The sequence below is a fragment of the Halalkalicoccus subterraneus genome (assembly GCF_003697815.1).
GTDB lineage: Archaea > Halobacteriota > Halobacteria > Halobacteriales > Halalkalicoccaceae > Halalkalicoccus > Halalkalicoccus subterraneus.
Map to the genome: position 1 here is coordinate 1 of NZ_RDQG01000052.1, position 15,377 is coordinate 15,377.

18 protein-coding genes are annotated in these 15,377 nt (G+C 67.3%); 10 read left to right on the forward strand and 8 right to left on the reverse strand.

The annotated features are described in order from the left end of the window. Nucleotides 1-729: biotin/lipoyl-containing protein (locus EAO80_RS12805; RefSeq protein ID WP_303645842.1), on the forward strand; the 729-nt coding region annotated here is incomplete at its 5' end. Continuing rightward, on the forward strand, nt 730-1,653 hold the full coding sequence (locus EAO80_RS12810; protein WP_122090277.1) for a biotin--[acetyl-CoA-carboxylase] ligase: 924 nt from the start codon (nt 730-732) through the stop codon (nt 1,651-1,653). Between the two features lies 1 nt (nt 1,654). On the opposite strand, the gene EAO80_RS12815 is transcribed toward EAO80_RS12810, so the two are convergent. The 7 genes from EAO80_RS12815 to EAO80_RS12845 form a co-directional block, all read right to left on the reverse strand. Then, a complete protein-coding gene (locus tag EAO80_RS12815) occupies nt 1,655-2,101 on the reverse strand; it encodes a universal stress protein (protein WP_122090310.1) in 447 nt (148 codons plus the stop codon). 24 nt (nt 2,102-2,125) lie between these two features. Continuing rightward, on the reverse strand, nt 2,126-3,154 hold the full coding sequence (locus EAO80_RS12820; protein WP_122090278.1) for an amidohydrolase family protein: 1,029 nt from the start codon (nt 3,152-3,154) through the stop codon (nt 2,126-2,128). A gap of 39 nt (nt 3,155-3,193) precedes the next feature. Beyond that, nucleotides 3,194-4,426, reverse strand: coding sequence for an HD domain-containing protein (locus tag EAO80_RS12825; protein ID WP_122090279.1), 1,233 nt, complete (start codon nt 4,424-4,426; stop codon nt 3,194-3,196). Nucleotides 4,427-4,463: 37 nt separating this feature from the next. Next, nucleotides 4,464-5,744: an amidase gene (locus EAO80_RS12830; protein WP_122090280.1), complete on the reverse strand. Its 1,281-nt coding sequence runs from the start codon at nt 5,742-5,744 to the stop codon at nt 4,464-4,466. Between the two features lie 58 nt (nt 5,745-5,802). Beyond that, nucleotides 5,803-7,197: a short-chain fatty acid transporter gene (locus EAO80_RS12835; RefSeq protein WP_122090281.1), complete on the reverse strand. Its 1,395-nt coding sequence runs from the start codon at nt 7,195-7,197 to the stop codon at nt 5,803-5,805. Between the two features lie 77 nt (nt 7,198-7,274). Continuing rightward, a complete protein-coding gene (locus EAO80_RS12840) occupies nt 7,275-7,547 on the reverse strand; it encodes a hypothetical protein (protein ID WP_245998611.1) in 273 nt (90 codons plus the stop codon). A gap of 22 nt (nt 7,548-7,569) precedes the next feature. Next, the gene (locus EAO80_RS12845) at nt 7,570-7,839 is read right to left on the reverse strand and encodes a hypothetical protein (RefSeq protein ID WP_122090283.1); all 270 of its coding nucleotides are present in this window, start codon (nt 7,837-7,839) and stop codon (nt 7,570-7,572) included. A 106-nt stretch (nt 7,840-7,945) separates the two neighbouring features. Here EAO80_RS12845 and cofD point away from each other — a divergent pair, with 106 nt between their 5' ends. The 8 genes from cofD to EAO80_RS12885 all read left to right on the forward strand — a co-directional run bounded on the left by cofD (nt 7,946) and on the right by EAO80_RS12885 (nt 14,389). After that, a complete protein-coding gene (gene cofD, locus EAO80_RS12850) occupies nt 7,946-8,932 on the forward strand; it encodes a 2-phospho-L-lactate transferase (protein WP_122090284.1) in 987 nt (328 codons plus the stop codon). After that, nucleotides 8,932-9,666, forward strand: a complete 735-nt coding sequence (locus EAO80_RS12855; protein ID WP_122090285.1) for a tRNA-dihydrouridine synthase — start codon at nt 8,932-8,934, stop codon at nt 9,664-9,666. Before cofD ends, EAO80_RS12855 begins: the two co-directional genes overlap by 1 nt. Then, nucleotides 9,663-10,490 (forward strand): triphosphoribosyl-dephospho-CoA synthase, encoded by an 828-nt coding sequence (locus EAO80_RS12860; RefSeq protein ID WP_122090286.1) that lies wholly within the window; start codon nt 9,663-9,665, stop codon nt 10,488-10,490. The genes EAO80_RS12855 and EAO80_RS12860 overlap by 4 nt, the downstream gene beginning before the upstream one ends. Continuing rightward, entirely contained in the window at nt 10,487-11,113 is a 627-nt protein-coding gene (locus EAO80_RS12865; RefSeq protein ID WP_122090287.1) for a DUF447 domain-containing protein, read from the forward strand. Before EAO80_RS12860 ends, EAO80_RS12865 begins: the two co-directional genes overlap by 4 nt. Nucleotides 11,114-11,137: 24 nt before the next feature. After that, a complete protein-coding gene (locus tag EAO80_RS12870; RefSeq protein WP_122090288.1) occupies nt 11,138-11,332 on the forward strand; it encodes a 30S ribosomal protein S17e in 195 nt (64 codons plus the stop codon). A gap of 137 nt (nt 11,333-11,469) precedes the next feature. Further along, entirely contained in the window at nt 11,470-12,504 is a 1,035-nt protein-coding gene (gene asd, locus EAO80_RS12875) for an aspartate-semialdehyde dehydrogenase (protein WP_122090289.1), read from the forward strand. Between the two features lie 239 nt (nt 12,505-12,743). Continuing rightward, nucleotides 12,744-13,181, forward strand: a complete 438-nt coding sequence (locus EAO80_RS12880; RefSeq protein WP_122090290.1) for a MarR family winged helix-turn-helix transcriptional regulator — start codon at nt 12,744-12,746, stop codon at nt 13,179-13,181. Beyond that, nucleotides 13,181-14,389, forward strand: coding sequence for an MFS transporter (locus tag EAO80_RS12885; protein ID WP_122090291.1), 1,209 nt, complete (start codon nt 13,181-13,183; stop codon nt 14,387-14,389). The genes EAO80_RS12880 and EAO80_RS12885 overlap by 1 nt, the downstream gene beginning before the upstream one ends. An 8-nt stretch (nt 14,390-14,397) precedes the next feature. Here EAO80_RS12885 and EAO80_RS12890 read toward each other — a convergent pair whose 3' ends face one another. After that, entirely contained in the window at nt 14,398-15,354 is a 957-nt protein-coding gene (locus tag EAO80_RS12890; RefSeq protein ID WP_122090292.1) for a D-2-hydroxyacid dehydrogenase, read from the reverse strand. Nucleotides 15,355-15,377: the final 23 nt, after the last annotated feature.

Consider the following 15,377-nt stretch of genomic DNA (forward strand, 5'->3'; position numbering starts at 1 on the left):
CTGGCGATCTACGATCCGCCGGGCGGGATCGGTGTGCGGATGGACGACGCGCTCCGGCAGGGCGACGAGATCGTCACGGATTACGACTCGATGATCGGGAAGTTGATCGTCCACGCGAGTGACCGCGAGGAGTGTATCAGTCGGAGCCTGCGCGCGCTCCGGGAGTACGACATCGAGGGGGTCGTGACGGTGATCCCGTTCCACCGGCTGATGCTCTCGGATAAGCGGTTCGTTTCGGGGACTCACACCACGAAGTACCTCGACGACGAGATGGACCGGAACCGAATCGAGGAGGCCCAGAAACAGTGGGGGAGCGAAACCGACGGCGAGAGCGACGAGGAGGACGTCGTCCATCGGGAGTTCACCGTCGAGGTCAACGGCAAGCGCTTCGAGGTCGACCTCGAAGAACGCGGCGTGCAGGCGGTTGCAGGCGGTGGCTCCGGAGGAAGTGGAGGCGCACAGCCCCCACAGCCTGCGGGTGAAAGCGACGCCGGATCCGAAGAGGTCGCCGCCGAGGGCGAGGAAGTCACCGCCGAGATGCAAGGCACCATCCTCTCGGTCGAAGTCGAGGAGGGTGAGGAGGTCGCAAGCGGCGACGTGCTCTGTGTGCTCGAGGCGATGAAGATGGAAAACGACGTGGTCGCCTCCTCGGGGGGGACCGTCGCACAGGTGCTCGTCAGCGAGGGCGAGAGCGTCGACATGGGCGATACGCTCGTCGTCATCGACTGAATGACGAGCAGGAAGGCGATCCTCGACGCGCTCGCCTCGGGACCCGTCTCCGGCCCCGCGCTGGCCGAGGAGTTGGGTGTATCGCGCACCGCCGTCTGGAAGCAGGTCGAGGTGCTCCGTGAGTCGGGCTTCGACATAGAGACCACCGAGTCGGGCTATCGAATCGTCTCGGTTCCCGATTTCTGCGGTCCGGCCGTCGAGTACGGTCTCGATACGCCCTACCGGGTCGAGTACCACGACGCCATCGCCAGTACGAACGCCCGCGCACGGGAGTTGGCGAAGGCGGGCGAGGACCGCGTCGTCGTGCTCGCGGACGAGCAGACTGCGGGACGGGGCCGTCTCGACCGGGCGTGGAACGCCCCGAGCGGCGGCGTCTACCTGAGTTTCGTCCTCCGACCCGAGCTGGCGCCCATGCAGGCGCCCCTCCTCACCCTCGCCGCCGCGGTCGCGACGACCCGGGCGCTGCGCGAGCCGGGCGTCGATGCAGGGATCAAGTGGCCCAACGACATCCTGCTCGAATCCACGGGCGAGAAACTCGTCGGGATCCTCACGGAGATGGAGGGCGAGGCCGACCGGGTCTCGTGGGTCGTGTGTGGGATCGGCGTCAATGCGAACGTCGATAGCGAGGACCTACCCGAGGGCGCGACGAGCGTCCGCGAGCAGGTCGGCGATATCGACCGGCGCGCCTTCACCCAGCGAGTCCTCGAAGGGTTCGATTCCCTGAGAACGAACCCCGACGCGATACTCGACGGGTGGCGCGAGGGCGCGATCACGCTCGGCCAACGAGTCCGCGTCGAGACCGCCCAAGGTGAGGTCGTCGGCGAGGCCCTCGACATCGAATCACCCGGCCGGTTAGTGATCGAAACGGACGACGGGACGGTTCGCGTCCACGCTGGGGACTGCGAGCACCTCCGACCGGTCTGAGTTATCCGACGTCCTCCTCGCGCACTCGGACGGTGAGGACGGGCACCGGCGAGCCCCGAACGACGCGCTCTGCGACGCTTCCTAGGAGGAGGCGGTCGATCCCGCCACGGCCGTGCGTGCCCATGACGATCAGGTCACAGCCCTGTTCGGTAGCGTAGCGGACGATCTCCTTCGAGGGCGTGCCCTCGATCAGTCCGGTTTCGATGGGGACGTCCTCCCGTTCGGCGATCTCGCGGACGCGTTCGAGCGCTTCCTTGCCGTCCTCGCGCAGCATGTCGCTGACGCCCTCCCAGGAGGTCTCCATCGGGAGGCTCGCGAAGTTCGCCGTGTTGACGACGAATACGGCGTGAATCGACGCTCCGTGGACGCTCGCGAGCGCCACGGCCTGTTCGATGGCGCGCTCGACGCCCGCCGACCCGTCCGTCGGAACGAGAATACGCTCGTACATCGTGTAGCACATTCACATACTCGCTTAATTGTGTTGCGCCGGATGGATCACGTTCAGCACGTCAGCAACCCCGGCACGACGCACGACTGCCCGGACAGGGTCACGTACTCCCGAAAGGTTGTCCGAATCGCCGTCGAGGACGAGCAGGCGCGCCTCACGGCCCTCCTCGATGGTGCCGGCGTCGATACCCGCTATTTCCGCACCCGCCCGGGTCGCCATCCGTAACACCTCGGGCGCGTCGAGGTCGGTGAATTTGGCGGCGAACTCCATCTCGCGGAACATCGACGGACTGTTGAGCATCACGTTGTCGGTGCCGAGCGCGACGCTGGTTCGCTCCACGAGGTCCTCGATGGGCGGCAGGCCCACGTTCGTGACCAGGTTGGCGCGCGGACAGACCACGACCGGAACCTCCTGCTTTTCGACCCGGTCGAGATGCTCGGCGCTCGCGTTGACCATGTGGACCAGATAGTCCGGTTCGAGGTCGAGTGCGGGGACGATGTCGTCGGTGCGGTTCTCGCCGGCGTGGATCCCGAAGGGTTTGCCCACCTCGCGGGCGGCATCGCGCTCGCGCGCGAAATCGTCGTCCGCCGCACCGCTGGCCCCGTAGCCGTCGCCGACCTCCAGTGCGGCGAGTTCGTCCCGCCCCATCGCGAAGGCATCGACCGGGAGTCCGTCGGCCGCTTCCCTGAGGACCGACACCCCATCCGCGCCACCCTCGCGGAAGTCGAGGAAGCCGGTCACGCCGCCCGAGCGCATGAACTCGACCGAGCGCCGGATCGCGGCGACCATCTCATCGCGATCGCTCTCCCGGAGCAGGCGGTGTTTCAGCCCGTCCGGCGGGGCAACGAGCTCTTCCAAGGTCAGTCCACGGCCCGCCTCCTTCGCGATGGAGTCCCCGATGTGGGTGTGGGCGTTGACGAACGCGGGCGCGACGATCCGGTCGCTGGTGGTCGAAGCCTCCTCGATCGCTTCGATCCGCCCGTCCTCGTAGACGACCCGTCCTTCGATCGGTTCGAACTCGGGTCCGCGCAGGACGGTTCCTTCGACGATCATACGCGGTTCTGACGGTCGCGGGATTTGAACCCGCGGGTTTTAGTTCCCGCCCGCACCGAACCGGTCCAGCGTGGTGTGCAGTCCGGGTCGCATATCGCTGATCAGCGTGCCGTCAGTATCGAGCCCCAGTACTGCCTCGGTCGCATGGCCCACCCGGTCGGCGACGTCGTCGGGTGCGTAGACGCCGAAACGCCACTGGTTGAGCTGTGACTGCTGGAGGGTCCGTACCAAGGGCGACTGCTCGTCGAGACGGCGGGTCTCGCCGCCGACCACGACGCGGGTACTCGATTCGGTCATCGTCGGCGCGCCCGGCACGTCGAGGATCACCGCGTCGTCCTCGACGCTCGCCCGGTCGGCGATCCTTTGTTCATACTCGACGACCGCCTCGTGGTCGAGATCGAGCAGATCGCCCGGGACGTCGCGATACTCGGCCCAGACGGCCCGCTTGAACAGGTCCCGGCGGGCGAACCGTCGGGCGAGGCCCTCGGTGGTTTCGGTCGTCCGCAGCGCGACCAGCAGATCGTGGTCGTCCATTCTCCTGAGTTCTTCGGGGTCGGTCCCCGATTCGATCAGCCGCTCGGCACCCCGCCGCAGCATCGACTTGCTGATCCGGGCGACGTGGTGGCTGTACACCGTCGGGTTCATCAGCGCGCGGGCGACCAGCAGGCTCTCGGCGCTCTGGACGTTGCCCTCCGCGAGGACGAGCTCGCCGTCGACGAAGCGGAGTTCCCGGACCAACCGGCCGTGGTCGATCGTACCATACGGAACGCCGGTGTGGTGGGCGTCCCGCACGAGGTAATCCATCCGGTCGACGTCGAGTTCGCCCGAGACGAGCCCGCCGTACTGGCCCTCGCCGTGGATGAGTCCGGCGACCCGATCCGGCTCCAGGTCGTGCTCGCGGAGGATCCCGGGGATCGCCGAGTCGGCGAACACGTCGGCGACGTCCTCGTGGTACTTGCCGGTGTGACGTTCGATCACGTCCTCGACGTTGTGGCTGTAGGGGCCGTGGCCGACGTCGTGGAGGATCGCCGCGGCCCGCACCCGTTCTGCGGCCCGGCCCTCGATCCCGAGTTGGGAGAGCGCCTCGCAGGCGAGGTGATACACCCCCAGGGAATGCTCGAAGCGGGTGTGGTTCGCGGAGGGATAGACCAGCGAAACGGTGCCCAACTGCTTGATGTGACGCAGTCGTTGGACCTCGGGGGTATCGAGCAGCGCGCGGGCGACCCCGTCGACCTCGATGTGGTCGTGAACGCTGTCCTTGATCGTCTTCATACGCGCTCTGGGTCGTCGTCGGGCTTAAACCGCCGGTCTACAGTGCGCTCGCGATCCCCTCGGCCCACGCGACCAGGCGCTCGTCGTCGCCGTAGCGCGCGACACACTGTAGGCCGAGCGGGAGTCCGTCGAGGTCGCCGGCGGGTAGCGCCATCGCGGGCTGCCCGCTGTGGGTCCACGGCAGGTTCATCACCGGGTCGCCAGTGTCGTCGATCCCTTCGGGGGCCGGTCCGGGCGCACCCGGACAGAGCCAGACGTCGATTCCCTCCCGATCCATCGTCCCCTCGACGGCCTCGCGGAGCGCGCCGCGTCCGGTTCGAGCATCACAGAGCTCCCCGACGCCGACGGCGTGACCCTCGCGGATCAGGTCGGCGGTCGCCTCGGCATAGTGCTCCTCGTACGCCGCGAAGCGCTCGCTGTGTGAGAGGGCAGTCTCGGCGGCGACCAATGCCTGATGGCGCTCGTTTACGTCCTCGATATCCGCCAACAGCTCTACCCGCCGAACGTCGTAGCCCGCCGCTTCCAACCGTGTAATCTGCTCGTCGAACGCCTCGCGGGCCGTCGGATCGGCCTGTTCGAGATACGGCCCCTCGGGGACTCCCAGCGTCGGTTCTCCGGAATTCTCGGGCCGCCAGTGTTCGTAGAGAACGCTCGCAGCGAGCTCCGCGCCCGCGACGTCCTGCGTGAAGAATCCGACGTGGTCCACGGAGGGTGCAACCGGGAGCACCCCGCCGATAGGGATCCGTCCGTAGGTCGGCTTCAGGCCGACGATCCCGCAGAACGCGGCCGGGCGGATCACGGAGCCGATGGTCTGGGAGCCGAGTGCGAGCGGACAGAGCCCGGCGGCGACCGCCGCCGCAGAGCCGCTAGAGGAACCGCCGGGCGTGTGATCGGTGTCGTGGGGGTTACGGGTCGGACCGGGCTCGAAGTAGGCGAACTCGGTCGTGACGGTCTTTCCCAGTACCAGCGCGCCGGCATCCCGCAGCGCGCGCACGCTTGTGGCTTCCGGGCCGGTCACCGCCTCGGAAGGGACCGTCGATCCCGCTTTCGTCTCGAACCCCTCGACGTTGAAGATGTCCTTCACTCCGACGGGAACGCCGTACAGCGGCGGCCTCGTCGTCGGGTCGTCGAATCGCGCTTCGAGCGCCCGTGCCTCGCGGTCCAGCCGCCCCCAGCGATCGGGTTCGTCGAGCAGCGCCTCGATTCGGGGTTCGGCCTGCTCGGCGCGTCCTTCAAGCGTCCCGATGTACTCATCGGGGTCCGTCTCACCGGTTCGAAGCGACCTCGCGGCCGCGGCGAGCGGTTCGTCGTCGATCATTCACGAACCGACGCAACGCCACCCCTTAACCGTTGATGATTGCTACCACGGATCGGAATCAGTACGGCAGGAAGTACAGCCCGATGGCGAAGACGGGGGTCAGGACGATCATGACGATCAGCGTGTAGCCGAGGATGTCGCGCGCCCGAACCTGCGTGATTCCGAGCAGGGGGATCGCCCAGAACGGCTGGAACATGTTCGTCCACATGTCGCCGGTGCCGTAGGCGATGATCGCTTGACCGGGTGGGACGCCGAGTTCGACCGCGGTTCCGCCGATAATACCGCCGATGATCGCCCATTCGCCGCCGCCGCTCGGGGCGAAGAAGTTCATGAAGCCGCCGAGGAGCCACGCGAGGACCGGAAAGGTCGCCGGCGTCGCCAGATCCAACAGGAGTTCCGAGATCAGCGCCGAGAGCCCGGAGTTGTCGACGATCCCGAGGATTCCGGCGTAGAAGGGGAACTGGAGGATGATGCCCGCAGAGCTCTCGGTCGCGTTCCGGATCGCCCCCATGTAGGCGGTCGGCGTCCCGTAGAGGTAGAGGCCGAACGCGATGAAGGCGAAGTTGAAGACGTTGAGGTCGAGCGCCTCGCCGATTCCGGCGGTCGCGAAGTGCTGGACGACGTAGACCATCATCCCGGTCGCGACCACGTACGCGATCAGGCGACTGTCGTTGAGTCGTTCTGCGGGTAGGGCCGTTCCGCCGTCGGTAGCGACCTCCCGCTCGCTTCGATCCTCGGTCCCGTCGTCGATCAGACTCGGCGCGTACTCCTCGATCCCGACCGCGTTCTCCCGCGTCGGCGCGAGGAAGTACAGCAGTGGAACGACGGTCGCGAACACGAGGATCGCGAGGCCGAACGCGTAGACCGTAAAGACGCTCTCGGAGAGCGGAACGACGCCGATGACGTCCTCGAAGACGTGGCCCTCGGTCGCCGAGAGCAGGCCGGCGCTGGTCGAGGGACCGACGTGCCAGATGACCTGACTCGTATAACCCGCCGCACACAGGAGCGGGTAGTGGAACGTCTTCCCCCGGCGATAGCCCGCCCGGGCGACGAAGACGGCGAAGATGGCCCCGATGATCAGGCCGACCCCCCAGTGGAAGTAGCCCGCAAGCATCGCGACCGCCGCGACGAGCGCCGCCGCCTGTGCGCCGTCGCTCGGGACCGAGGCGATCCGGTCCAACAGTCCGCTGACCTGCTTCGAGTCGGCGACCGCGTAGCCGGTGACGAGGACGAGGACCATCTGCATCGCGAACTCCAACAGCTCCCAGAAGCCGTCGTACCAGTTGATGACGTTCTGGAACGCCCCATCGGCCGTGAACACGACCGCCGCCGCGTACGCGATCAGCGTGAGTACGATCGCGAAGATGAACGGACTCGGTACCCACCGCTCGGACCAGTTGGCTACACCCTGTCCGAACCGTTGTAGCCCTCCTTGTGAATCGCTAGCAGACATGCAGCCGATGCGAGTCACGCAGGGTTCATAGCCGTTTTGTTTCGACCGGCGGTACGCCGGCAGCTAGTCGCCGAGCGTCACGAGCCGTCGCGCAGCGTCCAGTACTGTGTCCGCAAGTAGACGATTCCGAAGTAGAGCAACACCAGTGGGGGAAGCACTTCGAACAGGAGCCCGCCGGCCAGCGTGGAGCCGACGACCGCCAACCGAACGATCCAGACGAGGCCGAGAACTACGGCGAGCGCTGCGAGGAGCGCTCGCGCGATCACGCCACCCGTTCCGGGTCGGCTCGCGGGCCCGTTCGTTCGTCTCCCCTCGCCGGCGACCATGCCCCAGAGAGCTATCCCTAACACCTAATTCGCTTCGTTTCGTCGGCTACGACTCGATCTTCGCGACGATCTGGCGGGCCTGCTGCTTGGCTTTTCCCTCGCCGACGTGCTTGTCGATCAGGACGGAGGTCACCTCCCAGTCGTCGCTTCCCTCGACTCTCCCCGTGCGGACCTCGCTGCCCTCCGAGACGGACTCGGCCGGTTCCGTCGCCCAGTCGGGGGTCCGGATCTCGTCGTAGCGGTCGGGATCGCGAAACCGGACGTGGACGTACTCCTCGTCCGTTTCGACCAGTTCGATGTCGGGCGTATCTGTCATACGAAACGAGAGCACTGTCGGCGACTAAAGCGCCGAGGGTGCTTGCGCAGGCTCGCCTGCCGGTCGAGAGCGAGCGTTTAAGGCAGGTCCTCTACCTATCTCGCGTATGGTCACGTTTCTCTCCGGGGGGACCGGGACGCCGAAGCTCCTCTCCGGCACAGAGGACGTCTTTTCGCCCGAGGAAACGACGGTGATCGCGAACACGGGTGACGACATCGAACTCGGCGGGCTGTTCGTCTCGCCGGACGTTGATACCGTGCTGTTCGAGCGTGGCGGCGCCCTCGACCGCGAGACGTGGTGGGGAATGGAGGGCGACACCCACGAGACCGACGAGTTCCTCTTCGAACTCGCCGAGAGCGCGGGGTTGGAGGACGGCCCGCGCTACCTTTCCGACGAACGCCAGACCGCCGGCAGGGAGATCGCTCGCTGGCGGCGCTTCTCGGGGATCGCGGAGTTCATGACGATCGGCGACAAGGATCGGGCGGTCCACATCACCCGGACGAGCCTGCTCGACGAGGGCCACACCCTTACGGAGGTCACCCGTACCCTCGCCGATGCCTTCGGACTGGAGATCGACCTCGTCCCGATGAGCGACGACCCGCTCGCGACGATCGTCCACACCCCTGACGGACCCATGCACTTCCAGGAGTTCTGGGTCGCGCGTCGGGGCGAGCCGACCATCGAGGACGTGGAGTTCCGCGGCGAGGCGTGCTCGACGCCGGCGGTCCGTGAGGCTCTCGGGGACCGAGTCGTGATTGGCCCCTCGAACCCGGTCACCAGTATCGGCCCGATCCGCGCGGTCGAGGGGGTCGAGGAGGCGCTTGTCGAAGCGCCGGTGGTCGCGGTCTCCCCGTTCGTCGAGAACCGGGTCTTTTCGGGGCCCGCGGGCGACCTGCTGGCCGCGACGGGCTATGAGCCCTCGACGGCGGGCGTCGCCGAGGCCTATCCCTTCGTCGACGCGTTCGTACTGGATTCGGCGGACGGAACCGACCTGAATCGACCAGTTGTCCACACCGACACGGCGATGGACTCGCCAGAGGACGGGGTCCGCGTGGCGCGGGCGGTCGACGAGGCGCTCTCGGAGGTGACCTGATGCGCGTGGTCGCCGCGAGCCTGAGCGGGCAGTCGGACGCCGAGTGGGCACGCCGGGCGAGCGAGTACGTCGATCGTGCGATCCTCGGTGGGGTCGCGCTCGACGAACCATCGAGGGAGGCCGCCCGCGAGCTGGTCGCGCGGGGCCGCGAGGAGTTCCTGCCTACCGATCCCCTCGGGTTCGTCAACGACCAGCTCGCGGCGCTCTCGAGGGACGGGATCGGGACGGGGTTCAACGTCCGGAGCACCTCGCCCGGGCCGGTCCGGGCGGCGGCAGAGATCTGCCGGAATCACGACGCGATCCCCGAGATCAACGCCCACTGTCGGCAGGCAGAGTTGTGCCGGGTGGGCTGTGGCGAGGCGTTGCTTCGAGATACCGACCGGCTCTCCGAGCAGGTCCGTGCGGCGGCCGAGACGGGCGCGCGGGTGAGCGTGAAGGTGCGAGCGGAGGTTCCGGGCGTCGATCTCGTGGAGACCGCACGGGCGATCGAGGACGCCGGGGCGGCGATCGTCCACGTCGACGCGATGGACTCCGAGCCGGTGATTCGTGAGGTAAACGAGGTGAGCGACCTGTTCGTGATCGCGAACAACGAGGTGCGAGGGCGAGAAAGCGCCCACGAGTACTTCGCTCTCGGCGCCGACGCGGTGAGCGTCGGCCGGCCGAGCGACGATCCACGAGTGCTCGCTCGCGTGCGCGAGGCGGTCGACGCCTGGGATCGGGAGGCGAGCGCATGAGGCCCGCCGAGAACGCCCAGCTCGCGCTGTTGCTCGAAGTCTCGGGAACGCCCAAGCCGGGCAACGTCGACCGCGATCGCGACCTCGATGACCTGCGCTACGAACAGTTCCTCTCGGGCGCGGTCGGCGCGGGCGCGGGGCTGCGAGCCGCGGAGTCAGGCCCCGTCGGCGAGACCTTCGAGCGCGCCGTACAGGGGATGGTCGATCCGCACGGCGAGAACACCCAGTTCGGGGCGCTCCTCTTGCTCACGCCGTTGGTTCGGGCAGCAAACGAGGAGAATCTCTCACCGGCGGGCGTCGACAGCGTCGTCAAGGACACCACCGTCACGGACGCCGCGGCGTTCTACCGGGCGTTCGAGCACTGTTCGGTGTTCGTCTCCGATCCGCCCGCCGACGCGGGCGAACTCGACGTTCGACGCGGCGCGGCGGCGGTTCCGGCCGTCGAAGAACGGGACCTCTCCCTGTACGAGGTCATGGCGCTGGGCGAGGACGAGGACGACGTGGCCCGCGAGTGGACGGGCGGGTTCGAGCGCTCGTTTCGGGTGGCGAGTCGGATCGGGGAGCTCCCGGGATCGCTCTCGGATCGGACGGCGGCGGTCTTCTGCGAGCAGTTGGCCGAACACCCCGACACGCTGGTGGCGAAGAAACACGGGTCCGAAACGGCCGAGTGGGCAAGCAAGGAGATCGCCGAGCACCTCGGCGACATCGACATGCTCATCTCGCTCGCTAACTCGTTCGTCCGGCGTGGGATCAACCCCGGGACTACGGCGGATATCGTCGCCGCCGGCCTCTTCATCGCGCTCGAACGGGGTGTCGAGGTGTGAGCGGCGAGGGTGGTGAGGACGGGGACGGAAACGCGAGCGATAGCGGCTGGCCGGTCGACCTCGACGGCGTGGTCGAGTCGGTCGCCGCCACGCTGGGCCCAAACGACCGGTGGAACTTCGCCGCTCTCGGCCTCTTTCCGGACGAACCGGTCACCGCCCGGACGTGGGGTAACACCCGTACCAGACGGAACTTCCACCGCGAGGGCGAGGGGTACGTCCAGTTCACGCGCGATCCCGTCGCGTTCGTCGAGGCGGCCTGTTCGATCCACGAGCGCGACGACCCCGTTCTCCCCTCGGCGGACGCGTGGGTTCGCGTCGAGGTGGGGCGGGTCGAGATGGGCGAATCGGGCGGCACGCAGTGGGAGAGGTGGGCACTCACGCCCGTCGAGTCGGGCGTGGAACGCCGAGTGGTGCCGACGATTTCGCGGGGTCGTGGCGCCGTGATCGAGGGGGCCGTCGCGGCCTCGCGTCTCGACGTGCCGAGCTACGACACCGCCGACCTGCTCGATCGACTCGCCTACTTCGAGGGGGTCGTCGAGCGCTGTGGAAGCGAGCGCGACCGGGTAGCCTTCGACCGGCTCACGGAACACTCGGGCTGGAAGCGTCGAAACGAATCCTTTTAGGCCGACACGCAAGTAACGCGGGGTATGGCAATCAAACCGGCCTACGTCAAGAAGACGGGGACGCTCCTCATGGAGCGCTATCCGGAAGCCTTCGGCAGCGACTTCGATCACAACAAGAACAGCGTCCGCGAACTCACCAACATCGAGTCCAAGGGTGTCCGCAACCGGATCGCAGGCTACGTCACCCGCAAACACGACCAGCAGCAGGCCGCCCAGTAGAACTTCTTCCGAGCCGTCGTCTCGCCCGCGAGCGCCCGCTTCGGGGAGCGGTCGCGACAGCGTTTGCCCGTATCACAATTGGAATCCGAACTCCCGTATCCAAACCGTTTTGAACGCCCTGTACCCTATCCTCGCTAATGACTCACACTGTCGGTATCCTCGGTGCGACCGGTGCGGTCGGACAGCGACTCATCCAACTGCTCGATCCCCACCTTGATTTCGAGATCGAAGCGCTCACCGCGAGCTCCGAGAGCGCGGGCAAACCCTACCGGAAGGCCGCGAAATGGCGCATCAGCACGCCCATCCCCGAGAGCGTGGCCGACATCACGGTCGCCGAAACCGATCCCGACGCGATCGATAACGACATCGACCTGCTGTTCTCCTCGCTTCCCTCCGCGGTCGGCGAGCGCGTCGAGAGCGACTTCTGTGAGGCGGGCTACCTCGTCTCCTCGAACTCCTCGAACCAGCGCATGGCCGAGGACGTTCCACTGGTGATCCCCGAGGTCAACGCCGACCACCTCGGACTCCTCGAAGTGCAGCGCGACGAGCGGGGCTGGGACGGCGCGATGGTGAAAAACCCCAACTGCTCGACGATCACGATGGTCCCCACGCTCGCCGCACTCGACGAGTTCGGACTCTCGAGAGTCCACGTCGCGACCCTGCAGGCCGTCTCGGGGGCGGGCTACGACGGCGTCACCTCGATGGAGATCATCGACAACGCCATCCCGCACATCGGCGGCGAGGAGGAGAAGATGGAAAGCGAGTCCAAGAAGCTGCTCGGCGGGTTCGACGGGGCGGAGCTGTCGATGCACGACGCCGCTGTGTCGGCCTCCTGTAACCGGATTCCCACGCTGGACGGCCACCTCGAGAACGTCTGGGTCGAGGCCGAGGAGGACATGACCGCCGAGGACGCCCGCGAGGCGATGGAGTCCTACGAGTCGGCTGACCTCCCGAGTTCGCCCGACCCCCTGATCCGGGTGTTCGAGGAGCCAGAGCGCCCCCAGCCCCGCCTCGACCGCGAGCGCGAGAACGGCATGCAGATCTGCGCGGGCGGCCTGCGTGAGAGCGAGAGCGGCCTGCAGTACAACTGTCTGGCCCACAACACGCTTCGCGGCGCGGCCGGCGCGAGCGTGCTGAACGGCGAGTTGCTCGCGAAGGAAGGATACCTGTAGACGCTATTCTGGCGAATAGCGGGATGCGTTCGGGCGGCCCGAACCGGATGGTCGACTCGTTCGAGCGTGATTGACCGGTATACCGGCCGAGCGTCGGTCGTACTCGGCCACTTATCCGATCTCCTCCTCACTCGAGCGATACCAGTCACGTCGATGTCGATGTTCAGTGTACCGATCTCTCCCGACCCGACCGCGATCAGGAACCCGCCGATTAAGTTGCACCAGCAACTACTTGCCGTATGGACACGAACGAGCGACTCGCGTGGCACGTCTCGTTGGCCGGCCGCGCGCTGAGCGCGCGCATTCAGCGCCGTTTCGCGGAGTACGGTCTCGGCCACGGCGAGTACCGGGTGTTGTTCGCGCTGTACGAGGAGGAGGGACTGACCCAGACCGACATCGTCGAGGACCATCACCTCGATAAGTCGGTCGTCGCCCGCGTCACGAGCCGGCTCGAGGAGAAGGACTACGTCGAGCGTCGTCCGGATCCCGAGGACCGGCGGCGCAAGCGACTGTTCCTCACCCCGTCCGCCGAGGAGATCCGACCGGCCGTCGAGTCGATCAAGGAGGAGGTGAACGCGGAGGTGACCCGCGGCCTCGACGAGAGGGAGGTCGAGTCGCTCGTGGCCGGCCTGCGGACCGTCGCAGGGAACCTCGGGGCCGAACTGGAGGACGAGTGATGGGCGTCGAAAACGAAAAAGCGGCCGGCGCGAGCGACCTTCGACGGCCCGAGGTCGCGCTGTGGGTGGTCATCGCGTCGGCGACGCTGACGGTGATGGCCGGGGCCATCCTCGGGCCGGTCGTCAATCAGATCCAGTCCGGTCTGGGGGTCCCCCAGTCCCAAGCCGGGCTGATCATCACGACCCACGGCCTCTTCATCGTCCTGACCAGCCCTATCGCCGGCACGATCATCGACCGGATCGGGCCGCGCCGGCCGTACATCGCCGGGCTGTTCGTCTACGGCGTCGCCGGTGCAGCAGGCCTCGTCGTCGAGTCGTTCCCGCTGTTGCTCGCCTCGCGGGCGGTGCTCGGCGTCGGCGTCGCGTTCGTCTACACCGGCGTGACGGTGCTCATCTACAACCTCTTTTCCGACGAGCGCAAGGACCGCGCGATGGGACTTCGCGGGAGCGCCAACAGCCTCGGCGGCGCGGTCTGGCCGGTCGTCGGCGGCGCGCTCGGGACGCTGTCGTGGCAGGCTCCCTTCGCGGTCTACGGGCTGGCGCTTCCGCTGGGGGTGCTCGCGTACCTCACGGTTCCCGAGACCGCACTCAACGGCGAAAACCCCGTCCAATCGAGCGATGAGGGCGGTCTCGCCGGGCTGCTCTCCGTGTTCACGTCGCGGCCGATCATCCTGTTGGTTTACGGGCTCTATTTCGTCGCGAACCTCCTGTTGTACGCCTACACCGTCTACTACCCCGCGCTCCTGGCGGCGTTCGGGGTCGAATCCTCGCTGGTCATCAGCCTCTATCTCGCGGCGCTCGGCGTCGCCGGCGGGACGAGCGCGTACTTCTACGAGCGGATCAAGCGACGCTTTGACTACCGCCGGATCACGCTCGCGGCGCTCGCGCTGTGGACGGTCGCCTTCCTCGTCGCGACGGTGGCAGACGGGCGTTTCGTCGCCATCCTCCCGGTCGCGCTGTTCGGGCTGGGCCAGGGGCTCGTCTTCCCGACCGTGTTGCTCTGGATCGAGGAACTGGCCCCTGACGACCGGAAGGGCCAGTACAGCTCCTACGTCGCGATGTTCGGCTATATCGGCCAGTTCCTCTCGCCGGTGGTACTCGGACCCGTCTCGGGTGCGGCGGGCGTTCACGCCGTTTTCGGCGTCGCGGGAGCGTTCGTCGGCGTCGCGGCGCTGGGCGTGGCGATCGCCCGCCTCCGGCGCCGCTGATACGCGGTTCAGACGACCTGATTCTTCAGTCCCGACTCGCCCGCGTCGATGCGCTCGACGTTCTCGGCGACGATGTCGGCCAGCCGCTCGTAGTATCTCGGGGTATGGCCGGCGTTGTGGGGCGTGATCTGGACGTTCCCGAAGTCCCACAGCGGGTGGTCCTCCGGGAGCGGTTCGGGGTCAGTCACGTCGAGCGCCGCGCCCCGAAGCTTGTTGCGCCGTAGCGCCGAGACGAGCGCGTCGGTCTCGACGACCGGGCCACGCGCGATGTTCACCAATAGAGCGTCCTCGGGCAGCGTAACGAACTCCTCCTCGCCGATCAGCCCGCGGGTGGTGTCGGTCAGCGGGCAGGCGAGCACCAGGACGTCGGTGCGCGAAAGCGCCTCGTGGAGCGCCCTCTCCTCGAAGCCGATCACCTCGTCGGTGGGTCCGCCCTTCTCGGGGGTGTAGCGCACGCCGATGGTGTCGACGCCGAACCCATCGAGGCGCTCGACGATCGCCTCGCCGATCGCACCCAGCCCGACGACCGTGACGGTCGATCCCATGAACTCGTCGGTCTGGTAGTGGCGCCACTCGTGGGCGTCTTGCTGGTCGCGTCCTTTGAGAAAGTCCCGCGAGAAGGCGAGAATCGAGCCGATGACCTGCTCGGCGATGTTCGGGCCGTGAACCCCTGCGGCGTTCGTCACCCGGACGCCCGCCTCTTCTAGAGAACCCATCGGGAGATGACCAGTCCCGGCGTACGCACACGCGAAGTGGTCGAGGTTCTCGGCGTGGCTCAACAGTTCCTCGTCGATCCCCATGCCGACGGTGATCCGCGCGTCGGCGATCAGTTCTCGTTCCCCGTCGGGTGTCTCTGCGACCCGGATCTCGTGGTCGGGCAGTCGCTCTCGGATCTCGCGAGCGAGATCGGAAACGGGCATTCCGTGGGTTCCCCGTCGGAGGACGAGGATGGGTTCGCTGGACATGGTTCGTCGGTCACGGCGACGTG